Annotated in this window: 21 protein-coding genes and 1 other RNA gene; 9 read left to right on the plus strand and 13 right to left on the minus strand. The window is 59.8% G+C overall.

All coding sequences use genetic code 11. The features are described from left to right. The first annotated feature begins 34 nt into the window (after positions 1-34). Positions 35-499 (plus strand): Fur family transcriptional regulator, encoded by a 465-nt coding sequence (locus O3675_RS02520; protein ID WP_005505454.1) that lies wholly within the window; start codon positions 35-37, stop codon positions 497-499. Positions 500-779: 280 nt separating this feature from the next. Here the strand turns inward: O3675_RS02520 and O3675_RS02525 are convergent, their stop codons facing one another. From O3675_RS02525 to O3675_RS02550, 6 genes are all read right to left on the minus strand, one after another. After that, a complete protein-coding gene (locus O3675_RS02525) occupies positions 780-1,700 on the minus strand; it encodes a metal ABC transporter permease (protein ID WP_371570756.1) in 921 nt (306 codons plus the stop codon). Continuing rightward, on the minus strand, positions 1,697-2,596 hold the full coding sequence (locus O3675_RS02530) for a metal ABC transporter ATP-binding protein (protein WP_371570759.1): 900 nt from the start codon (positions 2,594-2,596) through the stop codon (positions 1,697-1,699). Before O3675_RS02530 ends, O3675_RS02525 begins: the two co-directional genes overlap by 4 nt. Beyond that, entirely contained in the window at positions 2,597-3,604 is a 1,008-nt protein-coding gene (locus O3675_RS02535; RefSeq protein WP_371570760.1) for a metal ABC transporter solute-binding protein, Zn/Mn family, read from the minus strand. A 352-nt stretch (positions 3,605-3,956) separates the two neighbouring features. Next, on the minus strand, positions 3,957-5,039 hold the full coding sequence (locus tag O3675_RS02540) for a hemolysin family protein (protein ID WP_371570763.1): 1,083 nt from the start codon (positions 5,037-5,039) through the stop codon (positions 3,957-3,959). Then, positions 5,036-6,370, minus strand: a complete 1,335-nt coding sequence (locus O3675_RS02545; protein WP_315354534.1) for a hemolysin family protein — start codon at positions 6,368-6,370, stop codon at positions 5,036-5,038. Before O3675_RS02545 ends, O3675_RS02540 begins: the two co-directional genes overlap by 4 nt. After that, on the minus strand, positions 6,361-6,546 hold the full coding sequence (locus O3675_RS02550) for a hypothetical protein (RefSeq protein ID WP_152691241.1): 186 nt from the start codon (positions 6,544-6,546) through the stop codon (positions 6,361-6,363). The genes O3675_RS02545 and O3675_RS02550 overlap by 10 nt, the downstream gene beginning before the upstream one ends. 411 nt (positions 6,547-6,957) lie before the next feature. Between O3675_RS02550 and O3675_RS02555 the strand changes: the two genes are divergently transcribed. The 8 genes from O3675_RS02555 (at position 6,958) to O3675_RS02590 (ending at position 16,971) form a co-directional block, all read left to right on the plus strand. Further along, the gene (locus tag O3675_RS02555) at positions 6,958-10,635 is read left to right on the plus strand and encodes a multifunctional oxoglutarate decarboxylase/oxoglutarate dehydrogenase thiamine pyrophosphate-binding subunit/dihydrolipoyllysine-residue succinyltransferase subunit (protein ID WP_371570766.1); all 3,678 of its coding nucleotides are present in this window, start codon (positions 6,958-6,960) and stop codon (positions 10,633-10,635) included. A gap of 220 nt (positions 10,636-10,855) precedes the next feature. Next, positions 10,856-11,455: a GDSL-type esterase/lipase family protein gene (locus O3675_RS02560; RefSeq protein WP_005505446.1), complete on the plus strand. Its 600-nt coding sequence runs from the start codon at positions 10,856-10,858 to the stop codon at positions 11,453-11,455. Between the two features lie 230 nt (positions 11,456-11,685). Continuing rightward, the gene (locus O3675_RS02565; RefSeq protein WP_095343185.1) at positions 11,686-11,760 is read left to right on the plus strand and encodes a 50S ribosomal protein bL37; all 75 of its coding nucleotides are present in this window, start codon (positions 11,686-11,688) and stop codon (positions 11,758-11,760) included. Positions 11,761-11,917: 157 nt separating this feature from the next. Continuing rightward, positions 11,918-12,658 carry a sigma-70 family RNA polymerase sigma factor gene (locus O3675_RS02570; protein WP_371570768.1) on the plus strand — a complete coding sequence of 247 codons (741 nt, stop codon included), beginning with the start codon at positions 11,918-11,920 and terminating at the stop codon, positions 12,656-12,658. Positions 12,659-12,746: 88 nt separating this feature from the next. Then, entirely contained in the window at positions 12,747-13,061 is a 315-nt protein-coding gene (rsrA, locus tag O3675_RS02575; RefSeq protein ID WP_371570770.1) for a mycothiol system anti-sigma-R factor, read from the plus strand. Positions 13,062-13,308: 247 nt separating this feature from the next. Further along, positions 13,309-14,820, plus strand: coding sequence for a 3-phosphoshikimate 1-carboxyvinyltransferase (gene aroA, locus O3675_RS02580; RefSeq protein ID WP_371570772.1), 1,512 nt, complete (start codon positions 13,309-13,311; stop codon positions 14,818-14,820). Then, complete coding sequence (gene rsgA, locus O3675_RS02585; protein ID WP_012903240.1) at positions 14,821-15,948, plus strand: ribosome small subunit-dependent GTPase A; 1,128 nt, start codon at positions 14,821-14,823, stop codon at positions 15,946-15,948. It abuts the gene before it with no gap. An 81-nt stretch (positions 15,949-16,029) separates the two neighbouring features. Continuing rightward, the gene (locus O3675_RS02590) at positions 16,030-16,971 is read left to right on the plus strand and encodes an inositol monophosphatase family protein (protein WP_371570773.1); all 942 of its coding nucleotides are present in this window, start codon (positions 16,030-16,032) and stop codon (positions 16,969-16,971) included. Between the two features lie 113 nt (positions 16,972-17,084). Here O3675_RS02590 and O3675_RS02595 read toward each other — a convergent pair whose 3' ends face one another. The 7 genes from O3675_RS02595 to prfB form a co-directional block, all read right to left on the minus strand. Then, positions 17,085-17,690, minus strand: a complete 606-nt coding sequence (locus tag O3675_RS02595; protein WP_371570775.1) for a hypothetical protein — start codon at positions 17,688-17,690, stop codon at positions 17,085-17,087. An 875-nt stretch (positions 17,691-18,565) separates the two neighbouring features. Further along, positions 18,566-18,745 (minus strand): hypothetical protein, encoded by a 180-nt coding sequence (locus tag O3675_RS02600; RefSeq protein WP_371570777.1) that lies wholly within the window; start codon positions 18,743-18,745, stop codon positions 18,566-18,568. Between the two features lie 248 nt (positions 18,746-18,993). Beyond that, positions 18,994-19,366: a transfer-messenger RNA gene (ssrA, locus tag O3675_RS02605) on the minus strand. A gap of 290 nt (positions 19,367-19,656) precedes the next feature. After that, positions 19,657-20,553 carry a DUF4190 domain-containing protein gene (locus tag O3675_RS02610; RefSeq protein ID WP_371570779.1) on the minus strand — a complete coding sequence of 299 codons (897 nt, stop codon included), beginning with the start codon at positions 20,551-20,553 and terminating at the stop codon, positions 19,657-19,659. A gap of 239 nt (positions 20,554-20,792) precedes the next feature. After that, positions 20,793-21,248 (minus strand): DUF4190 domain-containing protein, encoded by a 456-nt coding sequence (locus O3675_RS02615; protein WP_049345767.1) that lies wholly within the window; start codon positions 21,246-21,248, stop codon positions 20,793-20,795. A 129-nt stretch (positions 21,249-21,377) separates the two neighbouring features. Beyond that, positions 21,378-21,872, minus strand: a complete 495-nt coding sequence (gene smpB / locus O3675_RS02620) for an SsrA-binding protein SmpB (protein ID WP_005508591.1) — start codon at positions 21,870-21,872, stop codon at positions 21,378-21,380. A gap of 19 nt (positions 21,873-21,891) precedes the next feature. Next, positions 21,892-23,019: a peptide chain release factor 2 gene (gene prfB / locus O3675_RS02625; protein ID WP_049327697.1), complete on the minus strand. Its 1,128-nt coding sequence runs from the start codon at positions 23,017-23,019 to the stop codon at positions 21,892-21,894. Positions 23,020-23,150: the final 131 nt, after the last annotated feature.

Genomic DNA, 23,150 nt, shown 5'->3' on the forward strand with positions numbered 1-23,150 from the left:
AATGGGACGGATTTCCGCCCCGAAAGGTTCAGCAATGGACACTCATATTCCCGTACGGAGAATTACGAAGCCCGCCGAAGCCCGAAATACCCGCCAGCGTCGCATCATCAAGGCGACCATGGAAGAGCTCGGCGATTTCATCTCAGCACAGGATCTGCACCTGACCCTCGCGAACCGCAAGGAACAGGTCTCTCTCGCAACCACCTACCGCGTGCTGCAGTCGCTGGCTAACGCCGGTGAGCTCGACTCGGTCAAGGGCGTTGAGGGTGAGACCCTGTACCGCCACTGCCGGGTGAAAGATCACCACCACCACCTGCTCTGCCGCCGATGCGGCACCGCCATTGAGCTGGAAGCACCCGCCCTTGAGGACTGGGCACTGGCGATGGGTAAGCAGCACGGCTTCTCGGAGCTGGAGCACGTGGTTGAAGTGACCGGTTACTGCCCGGACTGCACTTTGGCACGTCGCGAGGAAGAATCGCAGGGCGGCGCTGCACGCTAACGTTGCAGGCTAAGCCGCAACCTCTAAGCCCCTCAATCTGAGGAGCTCTCCCCCCACCGGGGAAAACCTTCTCAACGAAGGATACGGCGCCTTCAAAAATCTTCGACGCCGCTACAGCACGACACACAGGGCATCTGGACAGAGCAATCTGGACAAGGCACCACAACGCCACACAGGTTGAGCCCGCATTGCGCACCGGGTACATGACCCGTAGCGCTAACACAGCACGACAACGAAAGAGCCCCACCTCATTCCCGAGGTGGGGCTCTTTCTATAGGTCTTATGCCTTCTCAGCCAGTTGGCGGCCCGACGCGCTATGGCGGCGCTTCACGCCACCAATCACACGGCACACCACGTAAATCAGGAAGGAAATGCTGGTCACGTAGGGGCTAATCGGCAGCGAACCGGCAAGAGCCAGCAGAATACCGCCCACAATGGACGCCTCCGCAAACAGCACCGACAGGATCAGGGTGCGTATCGGAGATGCCGTTACCTGCATCGCCGCAGCCGCCGGAGTAATCAGCAGCGCCAGCACCAGCAGTGAACCAACCACCTGCACCGACAGCGCCACAGCAATACCCAGAATCACCATGAACACCAGGGACAGGAAGCGCATCGGCACGCCCTTAGCGCGCGCGACCTCCGGGTCCAGAGAAGCAAAGCTCAGCGGACGCCACACCATCACCAGCAGGGAGATAATAACCACCGCACCAATAATCATGGTGTGCAGCTGGTCGGCATCCACGGACACAATCTGACCGGTCAGCAGACCAAACTTATTCGCGCTACGGCCCTGGTACAGGGAGAGGAAGAGAATACCCAAGCCCAAGCCGAACGGCATGAGCGCACCAATGACCGAGTTCGAATTGCTCGCCTTAGAGCCCAGAAAGGCAATCAGCAGAGCCGAGGCAATCGAACCGACCATGGAGCCGGTCACCACGTCATAGCCGAGCAACAGGGCAAGGGCGGCACCCGCGAAAGACATTTCAGAGACGCCGTGCACCGCAAAGGCATGGTCGCGCATCATCACAAAAATACCGACGAAACCACCGATAAGGCCCAGAACAGCGCCAGCAAAAATGGAGTTCTGCAGCATCTGCAGCAGCTCGCCGTAGCGGTCAAAAACGAAGATACGGGAGAGCAAATCATTCTGCGCGGCGGCAACCGGAGCCAGAACGGGGAGGGAAGCAAGAATGGTCATCGTGTGGTTCCTCCCGGAAGGTGTAGAGTGCGCTGCGGTTCGGAGAGACCAGACTTCAGGTGGGAACCGTGAATGTTCTGGTCGGTGCCCTCAATATGGCAGTGGTCGCTGGCGTGAGTCTCACCCACCACCACGTAACGGCCATTAGATTTGAGCACGCTCACCGGGGTTCCGTATAGGGAGGTGAGAGTCTCGCTGGTCATGACCTCTTCCACCGAGCCGACCGTGAAACGGCCGTTCGCCAGGTAGAGAACGCGATCCACATGCTCAATGATGGGGTTGATTTCGTGGGTCACGAACACCACCGCCACGCCGCGTTCACGGTTGAACCGGTGAATCAGCTCAGCCACCGCGTATTGGTGGTTGAGGTCCAGGGAGAGTAGCGCCTCGTCAGCCAGCAGAATCTTCGGGTCGTTCGCGAGCGCCTGAGCGATACGCAGACGCTGCTGCTCACCACCGGAGAGCAGACCCACCGGCACGTTCGCGTACTCGGTCGCACCGACGGCTTCGAGGAGCTCGTCAACCTTGGCGCGGTATTTGCGGCTGTGCAGGCGGATGCCCCAGCGGTGCCCGTCCACGCCAAGTCCCACGAGGTCGCGGGCGCGCATCGGGGTGGAGGTGGGGATGGACTTCTGCTGCGGTACGTAGCCGACGCCGGCGTTGCCCAGGCGTGCGGGTTTGCCGAGCACAGAGATTTCGCCGGCGTTGAGTCCGGTCAGGCCGAGAACGACTTTGAGGAAGGTGGATTTGCCGGAGCCGTTGGGTCCGAGCACGGCGAAGTATTCGCCTGCGCCGATGTCGAGGGTTAAATCTTTCCAGAGGGTGCGGGCCCCGAAAGCGAGGCTACCCCCGCGAATGGAAATCGCGGGGGCGGCACCGTTATTGTTGTCAGTCACTTAGGAGAGCGCCTTTTCGAGGTTGCTGACGTTGGTCTTCATCCATGCCAGGTAGTTGGTGTTTTCCGGCAGGGTTTCGGTGAAGGATATGTAGTTCACTGAGGCGTCCTTAGCTGCCTGCAGCACCTCGTTGGTCTGGGAGGTGGAGGTCTGCTCGTTGTAGGCGAGCAGCTGGACCTTCTTCTCGGTGACCATGTCCTTGGTTTCCTTCAGGACGAGGGCGGGGACGTCGTTGCCGGCTTCTGCCGCCTCAGCGAATTCGCTGGGGGTTGCGTTCTCTGCGCCGGTGGAGGAAATCAGGTAGTCCGGCACGGGCTCGGTGGACAGGTACTTCTTACCTTCACCGGCGATTGCCTTGGCGGTGGTGTCCAGTGCGTCCAGTTCCTTGGAGAAGGTGGATGCGTTGGTGCGGAACGCCTCAGCGTGTGCAGAGTCGAGGCCTGCGAGCTCTTCAGCGATCTTCTGGGCGACCTTCTTCATGGTTTCGAAGTCGTACCAGAGGTGCTCGTTGAACTCGTGTGCGTGGGCGTGGTCGCCGCCGTCTTCGTGGTGTTCGCCGCCGCGGTGGTCCTCGACCAGGTGGGTGTATTCGGCGTCGGTGAGCTTGCCGCTGACCTTGACCGCGTTCACGATCTTCTGGGAGGTGTTGTCCTTGCCGGCGAGGTCTTCGAGGAACAGGTCGTAGCCTGCGCCGTTGATGACGATCAGGGATGCGTCCTTTGCCTTGAGGCGGTCGGCGCTGGTGGCTTCGTAGGAGTGGGGGTCCGTGCTGGTGGAGGCAATGAGTGCGGTGACCTCAATGTAGTCGCCGCCAACCTGCTTGGCGATGTCTGCGTAGACGTCGGTGGAGGCGACGACCTTCACCTTGCCGTTGTTGGAGCCAGCCGAGGAGGACGAACCGGAGGAGGTGCTGTTCTCGGTTGCGCAGCCTGCCAGCAGCAGGGAGGACGCGGCGAGTGAGCCCATTGCGGTGAGGAAGTGCTTGCGGGTGATCTTCGGGTGCGACATGAGGGCTCTCTTTCGGTTCGTTCTAGTCTGTAGGTTCCTTAACTACATCATGCGCACACCCGTATAAACAACTCTTTATTGTTGTCATTTGGGTGCTGTTAGGCAACCCTTTTCCCTGTCAGTAGCTTATGCAATAGGGATAGTTAGCTCAGCCTACTGCACTCCCCCACCGCTACTTTATACTGCCGCTTCATCCCGCCGTCTGAGAGTGCCCCTTGGGTGCATCCATAAGCCGTTTTTGACCGCAAAACAGCCCGCCCCGCGCTCTCCTTCACGAGAGTACGGGGCGGGCTGTGTGTTCAAGATTTCCCTGTTTTATTCGGGGTATCTCACGATGCGGCTACTGGGCTTATTACTGGGCTTCGCGTGCCTGCTGTCGGCGTACACGCTCACGCACCACGTCCTGGGTGGTGTCGTTGATTTCGCCGACGAGCTCCTCCAGCACGTCTTCGAGGAAGACCACGCCGAGGGTTACGCCCTGTTCATCCATAACCTGTGCGATATGGGTTCGGCTGCGCTGCATGGAGGCGAGCGCATCGTCAATATCGGTGGTCGGGGTGAGCGTGTCCAGGGAACGCAGCTTGTACCAGGGGAAGGGCTCCTCGAGCCGCTCGGGGGCGATAGCGAGGGCGTCCTTCACGTGCAGGTAGCCCATGTAGGTTCCGTCGTTATCGGTAATGACGAAGCGGGAGTAGCCGCTGCGTGCCACGGCGCGTTCCAGTTCGGCGGGGGTGCTACCGAAGGGCAGGGTGACGAGCTTATCGCCGGGCACCATGATTTCGTAGACGTCCTTCTCGGTGAATTCGAGGGCGCTTTCAATCACGCCGGCATCGTCTTCCACGGTGCCTTCTGCGGTTGAGGTTGCCACGATGGTCTGCAGCTCGCCCAGGGTGAAGGTGGAGGCGACCTCGTCCTTCGCGTCGACCTTCATGAGCGCCAGCAGCTTGTTGGACAGGTTGTTCAGCAGGGCGACCACGGGGGCGAAAATCTTGGAGAAGGTCACCAGGGTCGGCACAATCCAGAGAGCCACACCGCGGGCGGCGAGGGTCACGGCGGCGTTCTTGGGAACCATCTCGCCGAAGATCACGTGCAAGTAGGTGACCAGGATCAGGGTGATACCGAAAGCGATTACGTCCACGATCGCGTGGGGCAGGCCGACCAGGTGCAGGGGCACCTCCAGCATGTGGTGCAGCGCCGGTTCTGAAACGTTCAGGATCAGCAGCGAGCAGATGGTGATGCCCAGCTGGCAGGTGGCGAGCATGAGCGAGACGTTCTCTAGCGCGTAGATGACGGTCTGCGCTCGCTTATTGCCTTCTTCGGCGAGCGGTTCGATTTGTGCTCGTCGGGTGGACATGATGGCGAATTCACCGGCGACGAAGAAGGCGTTTCCGGCGAGCAGGATGACGAGCAGTGCGATGGCTACCCAGTCGTTCATGCGTTGCCTCCCTTCTCGGTCTGTTCCTGTGCGCTAGGTGCGGGGGTGAATCGGATGCGGTCCACGCGGCGGCCTTCGAGGGTGTCGACGCGCAGGGTGCCGCCGGGTACGGGGACGCTGTCGCCCACTTCGGGGATGCGGCCGAGGCGTTCCATCATGAAGCCGCCGACGGTTTCGTATTCGGGGCTTTCCTCAACCTCGAGTCCGGGGATGAGGGTGTTGATTTCATCGGGGCGGCGCAGGCCGGAGAACACCCAGTCGCCGTTGCCGTAGCGTAGGGGGCGTTCGGTGCGGCCGCGGTCGTGTTCGTCGGAGACTTCGCCGACGATTTCTTCGACGAGGTCTTCGAGGGTTGCAATGCCCGCGGTGCCGCCGTATTCGTCGAGGACCACGGCGAGCTGCAGGGCACCCTGGCGTAGCTGGGTGAGTAGCGCGTCCAGGTGCAGGGTTTCGGGGACCTGCAGCACGTCTTCTGCGAGGGCACCGGCTTCGAGGGTTTCGCGCACCTCCGGGGGCACGCCGACCGCCTTCTTCACGTGTACGACACCCACGATGTTGTCGTGGTCACCCTTGTAGAGGGGGAATCGGGAGTGGCCGGTGGAGCGTGCCAGCTTGATGACTTCGGCAACGGGGGCGGTGTCTTCGAGCATGGCGACCTGGCCGCGCGGGGTCATGACTTCGGAGGCGGTCAGCTCGGAGAAGCGCAGGGTGCGGTCCACGAAGCGTGCCGCGTCGGAGTCGAGGGTGCCTTCTTCTGCGGAACGACGCACCATGGAGGAGAGCTCTTCGGGGGTGCGTGCCGCGGAGAGTTCTTCCTTGGCTTCCATGCCGAAGCGTCCGAGAATCCAGTTGGCGGAGCCGTTCATGATGCGCACGAGCGGGGACATGACGCGGGTGAAGGCGAGCTGCGCGGGGGCGACTCGACGCGCCACATCGTAGGGTTCGGCGATGGCGAGGCCCTTGGGCAGCAGTTCGCCGACGACCATGGAGAGCAGGGTTGCGATGAGCATCGCCAACACCAGGGTGAATACGTCGGTCACGCTGGTGGGCAGACCCAAGCTGCTGATGGCGCCGGTGGTGAGCGCCTTGATGGCGGCGTCGAGGGTGTAACCGGTCAGCAGCGTGGTGATGGTGATGCCGATCTGGCAGCTGGAGAGCTGAGTAGAGAGCGTCTTGAGGCAGCGCAGGACGGCGTCGGCGGCTTTATCGCCGGAGTCCTTTGCCTGCTGTACGGTCGCGGTTTCGAGTGCTACGAGGGAGAACTCTACGGCGACGAAGAAGCCGGTACCCAGGATGAGGAGCAGGCCGATGAGTAGGAGAATCAGATCCACTCAGCCACCGCCTCCATCGACTGGTGTGCGGTGCCTTGGGCGTGGCGGGGTAGCCCCGCAACCAGGCTGTCCAGATGCTGAGCATCGGAGGTGGTGTTTTTGGGTGTTACAGTGCCGTGTTGCGCAGAGTACGCGGGCAGTATTCTGCGCTGGCTAGTAGTCAGAGTCTTACTCAAAGGGTCATCCATACCCCATATTTTAGCGAAGGTTTCGTCTCTTCCCGGTGCTGTAGAGTGCCTGCTCACAAGCGCAAGACAGCACTTGTTGCGCACGCGGCTCATTGCTAATCCCTAAGAGTGAAAAATTGCATTGCGGATATAGCGCGATGAGCTGGAAAGTTCACCGTGCTTCTCTTTACACTTATACATAGGAGCATGAGTGTGCCGCCATGCAAGCGGATGAACCCCGACGTTCACGGCACGCTAGGCAGGTTTGTACGGTGCACACCCCGCACATACGGCCACCATCTTAGGCGATGCGCACATGCTCAGCGTGATGATTCGCCCCTCGAAGACGCGGGTCGTCTATGCCGGGGTGAGTCCCGGACGCGACGGATAAATTCACACTAATTGGAAGAGGCGTTTAACGTGCCCAATCTGCCAGAACATCTGGTGCCTGAGGAATTTGCCGGTAACGAATGGTTCGTTGAAGAACAGTACGAGCGTTACCAGAAGGACAAGAACCTCGTGGACCCTTCATGGTGGCCCATTTTTGAGACCATCGACAAGGCGCTGGGAGGCGCCGGTACCGCTAGTGCAGCTCCTGCTGCGGCACCCGCCGCACCGGCTGCACCTGCCGCACCTGTAGCAACTCCCGCCCCCGCGGCACCGAAGCCTGCGGCTGCGCCTGCTAACCCCACCCCTCCCGCTGCTACCAAGAAGGCTGAACCTGTGGAACCTGTTGAAGACAAGATTGTCCCCCTCCGCGGCCCTGCTAAGGCAGTTGTCACGACCATGGAAGAGTCGCTGACTGTCCCCACCGCAACCACCGTTCGTGCGGTCCCCGCAAAGCTGCTCATTGAGAACCGTGCTGCCATCAACAAGTACCTGGCAAGCACCCGCGGCGGCAAGGTCTCCTTCACCCACATCATTGGTTACGCTGTGATTCGCGCAGTGGCAGCGATGCCTTCGATGAACGTAACCTACGGTGTGGACGAGAAGGGCAAGCCCGTTGCAATCCACAACGCACACGTGAACTTTGGTCTGGCTATTGACCTGCCCCGCCCCGATGGTTCCCGTAACCTGGTCGTTCCGAACCTCAAGGGTGCTGAGCAGCTGAGCTTCCGCGAGTTCTGGGATGCATACAACGACATCGTTAAGCGTGGCCGTAACGGCGCGCTGACCATTGAGGACTTCCGCGGCACCACTGTTTCGCTGACCAACCCCGGTGGTATTGGTACCGTCCACTCGGTGCCCCGCCTCTCCAAGGGCCAGGCAGCCATCATCGGTGTGGGTGCGCTGGAGTACCCGGCTGAGTTCCGCGGCCTGTCCGAGAAGCTCATCACTCAGCAGGGTCTGTCCAAGATCATCACCCTGACCAGCACCTACGACCACCGCGTCATTCAGGGTGCAGGTTCCGGTGAGTTCCTGAAGCTGGTTGAGCACTACCTGCTCGGCGGCGACGACTTCTACGACGCAATCTTCCGCGACCTGAAGGTTCCTTTCGAGCCGGTTCGTTGGGCACGCGACAACCACGTCGATGACGCTCACGAGATTTCCAAGGTTGCACGTATCCAGCAGCTGATTCACGCGTACCGCGTGCACGGCCACCTGACCGCAGCAACCAACCCCGTTGGTTACAAGATGCGTTCGCACCCGGACCTGAAGCTGGAGAACTACGGCCTGACCCTGTGGGATTTGGACCGCGTCTACCCGACCGGTGGCTTCGGCGGTTCCGAGCGTCTGCCGCTGCGCACCATCCTGGAGCGTCTGCACGAGGCATACTCCGGCTCTCTGTCCGTTGAGTACATGTACTCTGAGGACCCCGAGGTTCGCGCATGGTTCCAGGAGCGCCTGGAGCGCGGCGTTGCTAAGCCGACCCGCGAGGAGCAGCTGCGTGTTCTCTCCAAGCTGGTTGAGGCTGAGGCATTCGAGAACTTCCTGCAGACCAAGTACCTGGGTCAGAAGCGCTTCTCCCTGGAGGGCGGCGAGTCCCTGATTCCGCTGCTGGACGCTGTTCTGGACAAGGCCGCTAACAAGGACCTGAAGGGCGTTGCCATTGGTATGGCACACCGCGGTCGCCTGAACGTGCTGACCAACATTGCTGGTAAGTCCTACGCTCAGATTTTCCGTGAGTTCTCCGGCACCGCAGCACCTTACGAGGGTGGCTCCGGTGACGTGAAGTACCACCTCGGCACCGAGGGCGTCTTCACCTCCGATTCCGGTAAGCAGACCCAGGTGTACGTGGCTGCTAACCCCTCGCACCTTGAGGCTGCAAACACCGTGCTCGAGGGTATCGTCCGCGCTAAGCAGGACGTCTACCGCGAGCAGGGCGTTGAGGGCCACCCGGTCCTGCCGATCCTGATTCACGGTGACGCAGCGTTCGCTGGCCAGGGTATCGTCATGGAGACCCTGCAGATGGCTGACCTGAAGGCGTACACCACCGGCGGCACCGTGCACGTTGTGGTGAACAACCAGATTGGCTTCACCACCCTGCCGAACGACGGCCGCACCGCAACCCACGCCTCCGACATTGCGCGTATGACCAAGGCTCCGGTCTTCCACGTCAACGCTGATGACCCGGATGCAGTGGTTCGCGCCGCACGCCTGGCATTCGAGTACCGTGAGCGCTTCGGTCGCGACGTTGTCATTGACCTGATTTGCTACCGCCGTCGCGGTCACAACGAGGCTGATGATCCGTCGATGACCCAGCCGAAGATGTACCAGGATATTGACGTCCTGCCCTCGACCCGCACCCTGTACGCACAGGACCTGGTCGGTCGCGGCGATGTCTCTCAGGAAGAGGCAGACGAAGTTCTGGACTCCTACCACTCGAAGCTGGACGCTATCTTCGTCGAGACTCAGTCTTCGGCACCGGCTCCTGCTGGCGCGCACGTTTCCGGTCTGGAACTGCCTGCTGCTCAGCAGAACACCGAGGTCGTTCACGGCGGTAAGACTGCAATCTCCCGTGAGACTCTGCAGCACATCGCTGACGCGTTCGGTAAGGCTCCCGAGGGCTTCACCGTCCACAAGAAGCTGAAGAAGCTCATGGAGCAGCGCGTTGAGATGGGCCGCACCGGCAACGTGAACTGGGGTATGGGTGAACTGCTCGCCTTCGGTTCGCTGCTGATGGAGGGCACCGACGTTCGTATGAGCGGTCAGGATGTTCAGCGCGGTACCTTCGTTCAGCGTCACGCTGTTCTGCACGACCACATCACTGATGAAGAGTGGTCGCCGCTGGAGCACCTCTCTGAGGACCAGGGCAAGTTCCGTATCTACAACTCCTTCCTCTCTGAGTACGGCGTTCTCGGCTTCGAGTACGGCTACTCGGTGGAGCGCCCCGACTCGCTCGTGGTGTGGGAGGCTCAGTTCGGTGACTTCGCAAACGGCGCTCAGACCATCATTGATGAGTTCGTGTCTTCCTCCGAGCAGAAGTGGGGCCAGCGTTCCTCGCTGGTTATGCTGCTTCCTCACGGCTACGAGGGTCAGGGTCCTGACCACTCCTCGGCTCGTGTTGAGCGTTACCTGCAGCTGTGCGCTGAGAACAACATGACTGTTGCTTGCCCCTCGACTCCGGCTTCGCACTTCCACCTGCTGCGTCGCCACTCTCAGCACCGTCCGTACAAGCCGCTCGTGGTGATCAGCCCCAAGCAGCTGCTGCGTCTGAAGGCTGCTGCGTCCTCCATCGAGGACTTCACCGAGGGTTCGTTCCAGCCGGTGATTGGTGACCGTTCGGGTATTAACCCGGCTCAGGTTGAGCGTGTGGTCTTCGTATCCGGTCGTCTCTACTACGATCTGGAAGCTGAGCGCGAGCGCCGCGGCGACACCAAGACCGCTATTGTCTCGGTGGAGCAGCTGTACCCGCTGCCCGAGCAGGAGATCAAGGAGCAGCTGGCTCTGTACTCGAACGCTACCGACGTTGTGTGGGCTCAGGACGAGCCTGCTAACCAGGGTCAGTGGCCGTTCATGGCTCTCAACCTGCAGCCGCTGATCGACCGCCGTATGCGCCTGGCTTCCCGCTCCGCAGCTGCTTCCCCGGCTGCCGGTACCGGTAAGCTGCACGCAGCTGAGGCTGAGGCTCTGCTCAAGCAGGTCTTCGAAGGCTAAGATCTTCTACAGCTGATCGGCTCATGATTTAGCTCTTCAAAACCCGTCTTCCCGTCAGATGTTTCTGGTGGGCAGACGGGTTTTTTAGTCTCGGATACTTACCGGATAGGGTATTAAGTTCGAAAAGAGGCCGGTAAGCGCTTATCCTAGATATAAAGACTATTACTCACGTGCCTTGCCGCCTCTCACGGCGGGCGCATACTGCAGAAGAAAGAATTCCGTGGAGCAACGCAATATTCGAATTGTGGCAGTCGGCGATGACCTGCTCGCCGGTGTTGGCGATCCCCGTACTCTCGGCTGGTTTGGCCGTGTTATGGCGCGCACCCCGCAGACCACCGCATCCATTGCGGCATATAATCTTGCCGCCCCCAATGAAGGTAGCGAGCAGCTGAATGCACGCTGGTTCGAGGAGGCGCGCCGCCGCTTCGTTCCCGGTGCTGATAACCGCCTCATTATTGCTCCGTCGACCTTTGACATTGATTTGGGTCTGACCAGCGCTCGTTCGCGTTTGAACCTGGCGAACATTGTGGACATGGCGTCGCAGAACAACATTAAGGTTCTGGTTGTTGGTCCGCCGCCGACCCTGGACGCTGAGCGTAACCGCCGTATCGCTGACCTGTCGGCGGCGTACGCAGATGTGGTGACCCGCCGTAACCACGTGTACGTGGATACGTTCAACCCGCTGCTTCACCACGAGCAGTGGCGCAACGACCTTGCCGCTAATGACGGCCGCCCGGGTCAGTCCGGTTACGGTCTGATGGCGTGGCTGGTTCTGCACCGAGGCTGGTACAACTGGCTGAACATTCCTGAGCACGGCTAAGAGCCCGCTCTCCCCGCTGGGGTTGTGAGCTGATGCGAAGAAAGTTCGTGTTTTTTAGCTCATATCCCGGTTCCAAGATGCAATCATGCCGTTTCTATGAAAAAATAGACGGCGTTGCCCTTATAGCGTGGGCCACCGGTTTTCGGTGACCGCCTCTGCTAGGGCAGGTAATAGGGGGCACGCACCGCGAAGGTGGGGCGTGCATCCATGAACACTATAAGGAGGCTCTGATGAGCAAGCGCGGTCGTAAGCGCAAGGACCGTCGTAAGGGCGGCGCAAACCACGGTAAGCGCCCCAACGCATAAGGTATCTTGCATACACTTTAAAACCCCGGCGTTTCGGATATTATTCGGACCCGGGGTTTTGCTTTACCCGCAGATGTTTGTGCACATTCTGCGGAATAAAGAGAAGAATTCTACGTTATGGAAGTGAACGCCTGGCGCGTTCCTGTAGAGGAGAAACATGGCTGAAACCAACACCGCGGCAGATACCCGCGAGCTACGCGAACGCTTTACCGCGGACGCTATGCAGTACGTGGATCAGCTCTACGCTGCCGCCCTGCGGATGAGCCGCAACTCTGCCGATGCTGAAGACCTGGTGCAGGAAACCTACATGAAGGCTTTTGCTTCGTACCACCAGTTCACCGAGGGTACGAACCTGAAGGCGTGGCTGTACCGCATCCTGACGAATACGTACATCAATTTGTACCGTAAGCGTCAGCGTGAGCCGCAGCAGTCTCAGGGTGAGACGGTGGAGGATTGGCAGCTGGCTCAGGCCGGTGAGCATGATGCGGTGGGTCTGCGTTCTGCCGAGGCGGAGGCGCTGAGTGCCCTGCCGAATACGGAGGTTCGTGAGGCTCTGAACGAGCTGTCTGAGGATTTCCGCATGGTGGTGTACTACTCCGATGTGGAGGGGTTCGCGTACAAGGATATTGCGGAGATTCTGGATATCCCCCTGGGCACGGTAATGTCTCGCCTGCATCGTGGCCGCCGTATTCTGCGTGAGAAGCTGCTCGATTATGCGCGTGAGAACGGTCTGCGCCCGTCAACCATCGCAAAGGTAGAAGCGAAGGCTGAGGCGAAAGCTGCAGCGAAGGCGAGCGCTAAGGTACAGCCGGCAAAGGCTACTAAGGGCGCTAAGGCGGCCAAGAGCGTAAAGTCCCCTCCGGCGGGCTCTGGCTCCGAGGCGCCTGCGGATTCTTAGCTTCGCTCTTCTACACGTGAGCTAGCCCCCATGAGGTTGGGGCTAGACTCCCCTAACGCTTTATACCTTCCGTGTGAAAGGAACCCCGATGTCAACCACAGACAAGAATTCTTCTGTCCCCGATGCCTCCGCGGCTTCTGAGCCGCTGGAGGATTGCGGTGGCCAGCCCTGCTCGGCGACCCTCAAGCGCCTCTACGAATTCCTCGATAGGGAGCTGAGCCCCGAGCAGCTACGCACGGTTCAGGCGCATCTGGATGCCTGCCCCGAATGCGCGGATGTGAAGGACTTTGAGCTGATGATTCGTGAGAAGATGCGTTCTTCGTGCGCTCAGCAGGCGCCCGAGCAGCTGAAGGCGCGTCTGCTGCAGGATGTGCAGAAGTTCTGCGCCGAGGCTAACCTCTAAGCTGCCCCAAGCTGTTGCCCCGCTGGGGGTACAGAAATCTGATGATGAGTGAAGGCGGTGCACCAATAACGGTGCACCGCCTTTACGCGTATTGATTGGTTCGTGTTGCTTGGTTCGCGCTGCCTATCTCATCGCTGGAGCCCTCAGCGGCTCGCAAACCCTCAACCGGTAGAATAGGGGTAGACATCAACCGGCGCAGCGTCTCTGAGTCTGCGCCCTCCCCATGATTTGAACCAGAAGAGGATGTATGAGCGACGTAGCAGTGCAGCTTTCCCCCGGTGATTGGCCCGCTCCCCTGGCACCCGCCTCCAGCGAAGCCGCTGGCAAGAACGCGCTGGTGCATATTCCGGGTTCTAAGTCGCTCACGAACCGTTATCTGTTGCTTGCTGCTCTGGCTGATTCCCCCTCGTATTTGCGTGCGCCGCTGCATTCGCGCGATTCGGCGCTGATGATTGAGGCGTTGCGCCAGCTGGGTGCGGGTATTGAGCTGGTTCCGACCGATTCGCCGTTCGGTCCGGATGTTAAGGTTACTCCCCTGAGCTTTGTGGAAGCGCATTCCGCACAGGCTCAGTCCGATTCCGCTCAGTCGCGCACCGTGTCGATTGAGTGCGGTCTTGCCGGTACCGTGATGCGTTTTGTGCCCGCCCTGGCGGCGCTGCTGCCGGGTGAGTTCGCTTTTGACGGTGACCCGCACGCTCGTCAGCGTCCGATGGGTCCGGTTCTGGAGGGTCTGCGTCAGCTGGGTGTGCAGGTGGAGTGTGAGCAGGGCGAAAACGCTCTGCCCTTCGTGCTGCGCTCCCCCGGTCTGGCGAGCGTAGAGGGTGTTTCTGAGGCACCCGTGGTTCGTATTGATGCTTCGACGTCGTCCCAGTTCGTTTCGGCGCTGTTGCTGATGGCGCCTCGCCTGCCGCAGGGCATGGTGCTGGTGCACGAGGGCTCTTCGGTGCCGTCCATCCCGCACATTCAGATGACCGTAGAGGCGCTACGCCAGATGGGTATCGAGGTTCAGGAGCACTACCCGAACCAAGGCAACGAAGCAGAGGGCGGCGAGTACCGTTGGACGGTTCACCCCGGTTCTTTCCCCGGCTTTGAGATGACCATTGAGCCGGACCTGTCGAATGCCGGTCCTTTCCTTGCCGCCGCCGTGGTTACCGGCGAGTCGGTGACTATTCCTCACTGGCCGGCACCCGCGGCTGATTCTTCGGCGGGTACGACCCAGGTGGGCGATATGTGGCGTGAGCTTCTGCCCGCGCTGGGTGCGCAGGTTCGCTACGCTGAGGGCCGTCTGACCGTGACCGGTCCGGCGCAGCTTCCCGAGGGGGACTTCTCCTTTGACCTGTCTGCAGGTGGCGAGCTGGCACCGACCATGGCGGCTGCCTGCGCTTTCGTGAAGGGCCGCGTTGAGCTGACCGGCATTGCGCATCTGCGCGGTCATGAGACGGACCGCCTCGCCGCGCTCGCCGCTGAGATTAACCGCCTGGGAGGTACCGCCCACGACACCGCCGATTCGCTGGTGATCGAGGCGCCCATCCCCGCTACCGCTGAGGCTGCGCCGGTTCTGGCGCGCACCTACGACGATCACCGTATGGCAACCTTCGCGGCGATTATTGGTTTGCGCCGCCCCAATGTGGTGGTGCAGAACGTAGCCACCGTCGCTAAGACCATGCCCGAATTTACCGCAATGTGGGAGGACATGCTGGCGCAATGGCAGACCGGCGCTTCCGCCTCTGACGTTACCGCCGACCAGGAGGTCTTCTAAATGGGTTCTTCCCGCATGAACGTGCGCGATTTCTCCGAATGGGACGAGTCGGATGTGCGCGTGCGCCCGAACAAGAAGGGCTCCCGCCCCCGCACGAAGGACCGCCCGACCTTCAAAGAAGCGATTCGTGGCAGGGTCATTACGGTGGACCGCGGCCGCTGGTCGGTCGTCGTTGATGAGGGTACCGAGAAGGAGCGTACCCTCATTGCGGCGCGTGCTAAGGAGCTGCGCCGCACCGCGATTGTAACCGGCGACTTTGTGGACCTGGTAGGTGACACCTCCGGTGCGAAGGATACCCTGGCGCGCATTGTGCGTCTGGGCGAGCGCACCTCGATTCTGCGCCGTAGCGCCGACGACACCGACCCGTCGGAGCGCGTGGTCGTGGCGAATGCTCAGCAGCTGGTGATTGTGGTTGCTGCGGCGAACCCGGAGCCGCGCACCGGCTTCATTGACCGTGCCGTGGTGGCGGCGTTTGACGCCGGGATTGAACCGATTCTGTGCATTACCAAGACCGATGTGCGGTACCCGCAGAACCTGCTGGATTACTATGCGGCGAGCGGTTTGAAGATTGTGCTGTCTTCGTCTTCGGATGGTTTGGCGCCGAGTCAGGAGGGCGCTGCCGGTTTGGAGTCGGCACCGGTTCAGGAGCTTCTGCAGGAGCTGCTGGGGCAGGTGTCGGTGCTTCTGGGCCATTCGGGTGTGGGTAAGTCAACCCTGGTGAATGCGCTGACCGGCTCTGAGCGTGCGACCGGCCATGTGAACGCGGTGACGGGCCGTGGCCGCCACACATCCTCGTCGGCGTTGGCGTTGCGTCCGGTGAATGCGAATGGCGACCCGATGGAGCCGGGCACCTGGATTATTGACACTCCGGGTATTCGTTCTTTCGGTCTGGCGCATGTGCCGCCGGAGACCGTCGTGGAGGCGTTCGTGGATCTGGCACCGGGTGCGGCGGATTGTCCGAAGGCGTGTACTCACGCGGCGCAGGCTCCCGAGTGCGGTCTGGAGGCGTACGTTGCTGCCGGTCATGCCGGTGAGAGCGGTCCCGCCCGCCTGGAGTCCTTGCGTAAGCTGCTGCTGTTGACTCCTGAAGAGGGCGATTCGGAGAAGGAACTGGGCGCTCTCGTCTAGGTTCTCTGCCCTGTATTACACACAGCACTACACACACATTTTTGCTGACTACATCACCGAATACTGAAGAAGAGCATTACTATGAGCCGTCCCCAGCAGTACACCGACGATTTGCGTCTTGCGCATATTCTTGCCGATAGCGTCGATCGTGTGAGCGCTATGCGTTTTCGTGACCGCCCGGTCTTCTCCCCCGCTTCCGAGGTGGTAGAGCCCGCCGAGGCGGCACCCGCTGCGGCACCGTTGGCGCCGTGGCAGCAGGCTGCTCAGCAGCCCGTAGAACCGCAGGTGCCGGTGCAGGAGCCTGACGATTACGCCTCGGGTGTGGCTCAGGAGGTTGAGGAGCTTCTGCGCGCGCAGCTGTCGCGTGTGCGTACTCGTGACGGTATTGCCGGTGCGCATGCCGGCTATAACGGTCAGGCGGCGCGCCAGTGGGTGATTGCGCCGATTGCTGAGCCGGATAATTTTCGCCGCGGCGTGCCGGTGTGGGCGACTCTGATTGCTTTGCTGGATCAGGGTGAGCCGGTGGTGGGTGTGGTGTCTGCACCCGCGCTGGGTCGCCGCTGGTGGGCTGCTCGCGGTTCGGGTGCGTACACGGGTAAGTCTTTGGCGCAGGCAACTCGTCTTGAGGTGTCTTCGCTGACTCAGCTGGATCAGCTGTCTGCCGCGTACACCGACCTCTCCTCCTGGAAGGCTGCCTCTGAAGGCGCTGTGGACCGCTCTGGCGAGCTTGTACAGCTTCTGAGCTGCGTGGGTCGTTCTCGCGCGTACGGTTCGTTCTGGGCGGCGTGTATGCTCGCTGAGGGCGCGGTGGATACCGTCGTGGACGCATCCCTGTCTTTCTACGAGGTGGCGGCGCTACTGCCGCTGATTCGTGAGGCTGGCGGCGTAGCCTCCACCCTGGAGGGCGATTTGCCCGAGCACGCGGGCGTTTCTGCCGCCGGTGTGCGCCCGGTGTCCCTGGTGGCAAGTAATACGGCGGCGGTCCAGCAGCAGGTGCTGGAGGCGCTCGCACCCCAACCCTAGCCTGCGCCCCCCCCCCCCCCCGATGGCGGTGACAATACAGCGAGGCGGCGGCTTTCCGATAGTGGAAAGCCGCCGCCTCGCTGTTATCGCTTTGAGAGCACGTATTGCCTGTTTTAGGACAGCATGGTGAGGGTGCCGAGCAGACCCAGCAGGCTCAGACCCGAGATGATGTACGCCAGAATGTTGAAGGTCGTCATCTTCGAGGTGTACTTGGTGGTGTGACCGGCGTTCACCTTCGCCGAGTAGATGGCAAGCCAGATAGACACGCCTACCGGGATTAGGCCCACGAGCAGCAGAGCAATCACCATGATGTTGGGGCTCAGGCTCAGGCTGGAGCTATAAGCAGAGGAGCTGTAATCGCCGGACCTGGTCCTTGCCTCAGCGTGGAGTGCCGCGACCTGAACCCACGCGTAGAGGGTCAGCGCCAGGGCACCCAGGGAGGCACCGAACGCGCCGATGGAGTAGAAGTAGCCGGGGCCGCGGAAGTCGCCGGTGGTCTCGCCGTAGGGGCGGCGGTACTCAGCCGGTACCCGGTAGATGTCCGGGATGCGCTGGTAGCTGTCGTCGCGGTCGCGCACGTTAGCGGGTGCCACGCCCAGGGCGGGGCCAGCGGGTGCTGCGCCGAGGGGAGCGCTGGGTGCTACGCCTGCAGGTACCGGCTGCGGGGAGTTTGCGTTGTTCTGCTCCGGGAAGGAGGGGGCGGGAATCTGGTTTTCCATGGTGTGTCCTTGAGTGGTCGTCATAGCGGGCATGTAGCTACCGCATCGTAGCGGCGGCATCCCTATGACCGGCTAACCTGTGGCTCGTTTGGTGGCTCTGTGGTTGTTCTCGAATGTTGCCGGTGAGATTGAAGAACAATCAACGCCGAACAACGATATCTACCCTTCGATACTACGCCATAGGGTGCGTTTTCGTCTTCTCTGATGGCGTTCTCATTACAATGCGGTCACCTGAGCACCCTCGGGCACGCCGATACACCCACGCAGGTACACCCGAGAACAGACCGACAATTGGGCATAAAAATACCCGGCAGGTGACGCCGTGGGGCGTCCTGCCGGGTGGTAGAAACCTACCGCGGTTCTTCCTCTTAGAAACTTATAAGCGATGTTTTACACACTAGGTCCTTTAGGGGGTCCCTTAGGGAACTTTGAATCACTCTCAAGCGTCCTTCTGGCTGCAAAAGTGACCAAAAGACCTCCTAAAATTGCACTTAGAATTGATACTGGATTAAAGAACTCCCCGTCTCTGGCAAATGAGATAATCACCCAGAACACCGGAACAATAGTGAGAAAAAATCCTAGTGTAAATATATTCTTCGTACGCATTGGACCTCTCCCAGGTTAAAGAGTGAGAGTGCAGGACACTGCTGCAACAGCTAGCGCAGCGGCAATTACTGCCGGACCTCCAAGGGCTTTTCCAAAACCACCAACAAATGCTGGCCCTAAAGCTCTTGCAATCGTGGAAGCAGCTAGCCCCCAATTCCAAGCAGAAATTGCGGTTGTGTTTACATTCCCACGTCACATAGTGATGTATCTTACGTTACTACTCAGCAGTCTATCAGAGAGTCTCGTCAGATGCACCACGTAAATTGACATTACATGAAAAATATGCTTCTTCTGTCATACACGCTCTCAGTGGCGGGTCTGCTGCCGCATCTAATCACGCGGTCGAGGCCCATGATAGTGGCCACCACGCCGTCGATCTTCTCGGTGGATTTTTCTTTGTCGGGTTTGGTGTTCCCGGCAGGGTCGGTGCGGATGAAGATGTTGCCCATCTAAACCTTTCGACGCCAGCCCATACTTTTTGACGTTAGCCCAAAACTTTTGACGCCCAACCCACAAGCACGCCGGTACACCCCAGAACAGGACCGACAATACAGACCGACAATTGGGCATAAAAATACCCGGCAGGTGACGCCGTGGGGCGTCCTGCCGGGTGGTAGAAACCTACCGCGGTTCTTCCTCTGGATTGGAACCGATAATCACCGCCGCACCCCATACGGGATAGCGGACGGCTGGGAGATCGTGGAGATGCGGGGAATCGAACCCCGGTCCGATGTGGCGTCAACGGGGCTTCTCCGTGCGCAGTTTATGCGAACGCTACTTTTCGGCTCCGGTACTTGCATAAACACATATACCGACGAACCTAGTCACGTAAAAGTCCCGCTAACCCCCGCAACAAGGGCTAGCAGCAGTGGCCTTTTAAGTCGATGCCGGTAACTGAGCCAAAGGCATGCTCAGGCCGACAGACGGCAACTCGCGCTTAGGCAGCGAGTGCGAAGTCAGTGCGCTTAGATTCTGCACTTAATTTTTTGCAGAGGGCGTTAACGAGATAACCCTGCATCCTCGGCACGCTTCACCCATCTCAACTCACATCGTCGAAACCGATCATCCCCCTATGCTTTTATCAAAAAGCCCACCGTCTTCTGAAAGTTTTCCTCGACATACCTTGACGCCGCGGTGCCATTCAAACACGGTAGAGATTCAGTATATCTAAGATGTTTAACGGCGTGCAAGTCCCCCACCCCACACACACCCGGATCAACGGTGGGCGCAGAAAATCGGTGCAGAAAATCACGGGCACAGCGAACGGGGTGAGGCGCCCCAGAATATCTAGGAGCCCCACCCCGTTCGCGTACCGCACTGGGTAGCCAAAATTAGGCAGTCAAAATTAGGCGGTCAAACCTTAGCGGTGAGCCGGAACAGTCATGCGGTTGTTCGGGTTGTCACCAATCTGGCAGACCACGTTACCGTGACCGTCCTCGGTACCAACCGCAAGGCATTTCTCAGCGGTCTGGAAGAAAGAAATGTATACGAAAAGCATGCAAATCGAAATCAGGACAGACACCGCACCGGTGATAATACCGGTCAGTGCGAATGCCTTACCCGCGCCAACTTCCTTAGTCTTCTTCAGGGACAGCGCACCCAGAATAATCGCGGCAATACCCAGCAGCGCACCAAACACGAGGAAACCGGTCAGTACAGCCGCAATACCAAGGATCATTGCCGCGAGCGCCATGCCGGGAGCCTTCTTCGTCACGGGAGCCGCATACGGGTAACCCGCGGGCTGACCGTAACCGTAAGCATCCTGCTGAGGCTGCTGCTGGTAAGAGTTCTGCTGGTAGTTGTAGTCAGCGGGCTGCGCCTGGTAGGAGGCGTCCTGGCCGTAACCGTACTGGTTCTGCTGAGCGGGCTGCGCCTGGTAGGAAGCGTCCTGACCATAGCCGTACTGCTGCTGGCCGTAGGTGTTCTGAGCCGAAGCGCCCTGAGCAGCAACGCCCTGGGCAGAGGTACCCTGAGCAGCGTTCTGGCCGTAAGCATTCTGCGAAGAAGGCTGCGCACCGAACTGACCGTACTGGTTCTGCTGGGTCGAGTTCTGCGGAGTAGCGTTCTGCTGCTGTGCCTGGCCGTAGGTGTTCTGAGCGGATGCGCTCTGACCGTAATCCTGGCCGTAGGTGTTCTGTGCCGAAGGAGCCTGGCCGTAATCCTGACCGTACGAGCTCTGGGCGGAAGAATTAGGCTGCTGAGCAGCGTAGGGGTTCTGTGCGTTCCCCTGGTTGTTTCCGTAGTTATTCTCAGACATCCGTCGTTCTTTCCTTCACAGTTGCAGCGAACAATTTATACTCGCCCAACGCACCATTGCGCGCTGAGTTCGGTTCCATTATATAAATAAGCCGTCATTGGGGTCATCTATGAAGTCCAAGATTCCAGAATCATCCCCCAGAATCCACCAATCGGGCAGATTCAGCGCAGAAAAAGAGCAAGGGACCGAATAGTTCAACACTATTCGGTCCCTTCACATCTCTATATGCTCAACGCGGCTTAGCGGCGGGCAGCGTCGTAGTCCTCGGGAGTCAGGGTCATGGTCTGACCGGCCATGGTGCACACGTAGTTACCGTTCGAATCCTGCACCGCGTTCTCAACGCACTGGCTCGCGAGAACAATGCCGAGCACCATCATAGCAGCGGCAGCAATCATGCCCAGCGCGCCGGTAACAATACCACCAATCGCCATGCCCTTACCGGATGCGGTACCGTTCTTCACCTTCACCAGAGCAACAATACCCAGGATCACGCCGACCAGGCCCAGAACAGCACCAAAAAACATCAAGCCAGTGAGCAGACCAATAATACCCAGAATCAGCGAAGCAATCGCCAGAGCCGAGCTCGGGGTCGGCTGGTAGCCGGGGTAGCCGCCCTGCATGTTGTATGCGGGTGCCTGCTGCGGTGCGGGAATGAACTCGCCCGGGTTCTGCTGGTAGTTCGGGTTCTCAGACATGTGTCTCCTCATAAAAGTATGGTGCTCGCGGTACGCCGCGAATTTTCAACCATTATACGCGAGGAACCGCGCCCCGCCCCTACCGGCAAGTTCTTGGAGCAACCGTGCACCTCGGCCGTTGCCGCTGCCCTAGCCGAGGTTGCGGTAACGCATCGCGCGGCGCGCCTCCAGGTCATCCTGACGCTCACGCAAAGCCTGACGCTTATCGTACTCACGCTTACCGGTCGCCAAGGCAATCTCAACCTTCGCACGACCATTCGAGAAGTACAGCTTCAAAGGAACCACCGTGTAACCGGTCTCCTTCAGCTTCTGCGCCAACTTATTAATCTCAGAACGATGCAGCAGCAGCTTACGGCGACGACGAGCCGCATGGTTCGTCCACGTACCGTAACCATACTCCGCAATATGAATACCCTCGAGCCACAATTCGTTATCGGTCACCTGGCAGAAACCATCCACAATGGACGCCCCACCATCACGCAGAGACTTCACCTCGGTGCCCAGCAGAACAATACCCGCCTCATAGGTATCCACAATGTTGTAGTTGTGGCGAGCCTTCTTATTCTGAGCAATAATCGCGTTATTCGGGTCCTTCTTCGCGTCTTTCTTCTTTTTCTGAGCCATCACTCATTCCTTATACGTCTTAGCTCTCTTCAGCCGCGCGCCCCGAAGCACGCCAGCGAATACCAGCATCAATAAAGGCGTTCAAACCGCCATCCAAAACATTAGAGGTGTTACCCTCCTCATAGCCGGTACGCAGATCCTTCACCATCTGGTACGGATGCAGAACATAGGAGCGCATCTGATCACCCCAGCTCGCCTTAATATCACCGGCAAGCTCCTTCTTCTTCGCGTCCTCCTGCTCCTTACGCAACAGCAACAGGCGAGACTGCAGCACACGCAAAGCCGCCGCACGGTTCTGCAGCTGCGACTTCTCATTCTGCATCGACACCACAATACCGGTCGGCAAGTGAGTCATACGCACCGCCGAATCCGTCGTGTTCACCGACTGACCGCCCGGGCCCGACGAGCGGAACACGTCCACCTTAATCTCAGACTCGGGAATCTCAATAGCGTCCGTCTGCTCAATCAGAGGAATCACCTCAACCGCCGCGAACGAGGTCTGGCGGCGGCCCTGATTATCAAACGGCGAAATACGCACCAGGCGGTGAGTACCCGCCTCCACCGACAGGCGGCCAAAAGCATACGGCGCGTTCACCTCAAAGGTCACCGACTTCAGGCCCGCCTCCTCAGCGTAGGAGGTGTCCAGAACCTTCGTCGGGTAGCCGTTCTTCTCCGCCCACCGCAGGTACATGCGCAGCAGCATCTCCGCGAAATCAGCAGCATCCACGCCGCCGGCGCCCGAACGGATCGTCACCACAGCCTCACGCTGATCGTACTCACCCGACAGCAGCACCAGCACCTCAAGCTCCTCCAGCTTGGCGCGAATCTCACCGCACTCACGCTCAGCATCAGCGAGCAGCTCGGCGGCAGTCTCCTCATCCTCAGCTTCGGCAAGCTCCACCATCACCTCAACATCATCAATGCGAGAAGACAGCGAACGCAGACGATTCAGCTCCGACTGCTTATACGACAGTGCGCTCGTGACCTTCTGCGCGTTCTCCACGTCATCCCACAAATCGGGTGCGGCAGCCTGCGCAGACAGGTCCTCAATGGCGCGCTCAATCCCCTCAATATCGCTCACAGCAGCAATAGAGGTGAAAATCGCGCGAAGCTCTTTAATCTCAGCAGAAAAGTCGAAGGATGCCATAGCTTTTAACACTATCGCGAAACGGCCAGAAAGTCCCGCCGTTACAGTCCGCAACAGCCCACAGCGCAGAAGGATAAGGCAGGCAGAGGGAAGAATCCGCGCAACGAAGACATAAAAAGGGCATAAAACGA

The organism is Rothia sp. 27098_8_27, assembly GCF_041432805.1.
GTDB lineage: Bacteria > Actinomycetota > Actinomycetes > Actinomycetales > Micrococcaceae > Rothia > Rothia mucilaginosa.

Excerpts from the sequence above, each read along its gene's own strand:
- O3675_RS02520 (WP_005505454.1), top strand. The coding sequence starts at position 35 with ATGGACACTCATATTCCCGTACGGAGAATTACGAAGCCCGCCGAAGCC.
- O3675_RS02525 (WP_371570756.1), bottom strand. The coding sequence starts at position 1,700 with ATGACCATTCTTGCTTCCCTCCCCGTTCTGGCTCCGGTTGCCGCCGCG.
- O3675_RS02535 (WP_371570760.1), bottom strand. The coding sequence starts at position 3,604 with ATGTCGCACCCGAAGATCACCCGCAAGCACTTCCTCACCGCAATGGGC.
- O3675_RS02540 (WP_371570763.1), bottom strand. The coding sequence starts at position 5,039 with ATGAACGACTGGGTAGCCATCGCACTGCTCGTCATCCTGCTCGCCGGA.
- O3675_RS02570 (WP_371570768.1), top strand. The coding sequence starts at position 11,918 with ATGGCTGAAACCAACACCGCGGCAGATACCCGCGAGCTACGCGAACGC.
- rsrA (WP_371570770.1), top strand. The coding sequence starts at position 12,747 with ATGTCAACCACAGACAAGAATTCTTCTGTCCCCGATGCCTCCGCGGCT.
- aroA (WP_371570772.1), top strand. The coding sequence starts at position 13,309 with ATGAGCGACGTAGCAGTGCAGCTTTCCCCCGGTGATTGGCCCGCTCCC.
- rsgA (WP_012903240.1), top strand. The coding sequence starts at position 14,821 with ATGGGTTCTTCCCGCATGAACGTGCGCGATTTCTCCGAATGGGACGAG.
- O3675_RS02590 (WP_371570773.1), top strand. The coding sequence starts at position 16,030 with ATGAGCCGTCCCCAGCAGTACACCGACGATTTGCGTCTTGCGCATATT.
- O3675_RS02595 (WP_371570775.1), bottom strand. The coding sequence starts at position 17,690 with ATGGAAAACCAGATTCCCGCCCCCTCCTTCCCGGAGCAGAACAACGCA.
- O3675_RS02600 (WP_371570777.1), bottom strand. The coding sequence starts at position 18,745 with ATGGGCAACATCTTCATCCGCACCGACCCTGCCGGGAACACCAAACCC.
- O3675_RS02610 (WP_371570779.1), bottom strand. The coding sequence starts at position 20,553 with ATGTCTGAGAATAACTACGGAAACAACCAGGGGAACGCACAGAACCCC.
- O3675_RS02615 (WP_049345767.1), bottom strand. The coding sequence starts at position 21,248 with ATGTCTGAGAACCCGAACTACCAGCAGAACCCGGGCGAGTTCATTCCC.
- smpB (WP_005508591.1), bottom strand. The coding sequence starts at position 21,872 with ATGGCTCAGAAAAAGAAGAAAGACGCGAAGAAGGACCCGAATAACGCG.
- prfB (WP_049327697.1), bottom strand. The coding sequence starts at position 23,019 with ATGGCATCCTTCGACTTTTCTGCTGAGATTAAAGAGCTTCGCGCGATT.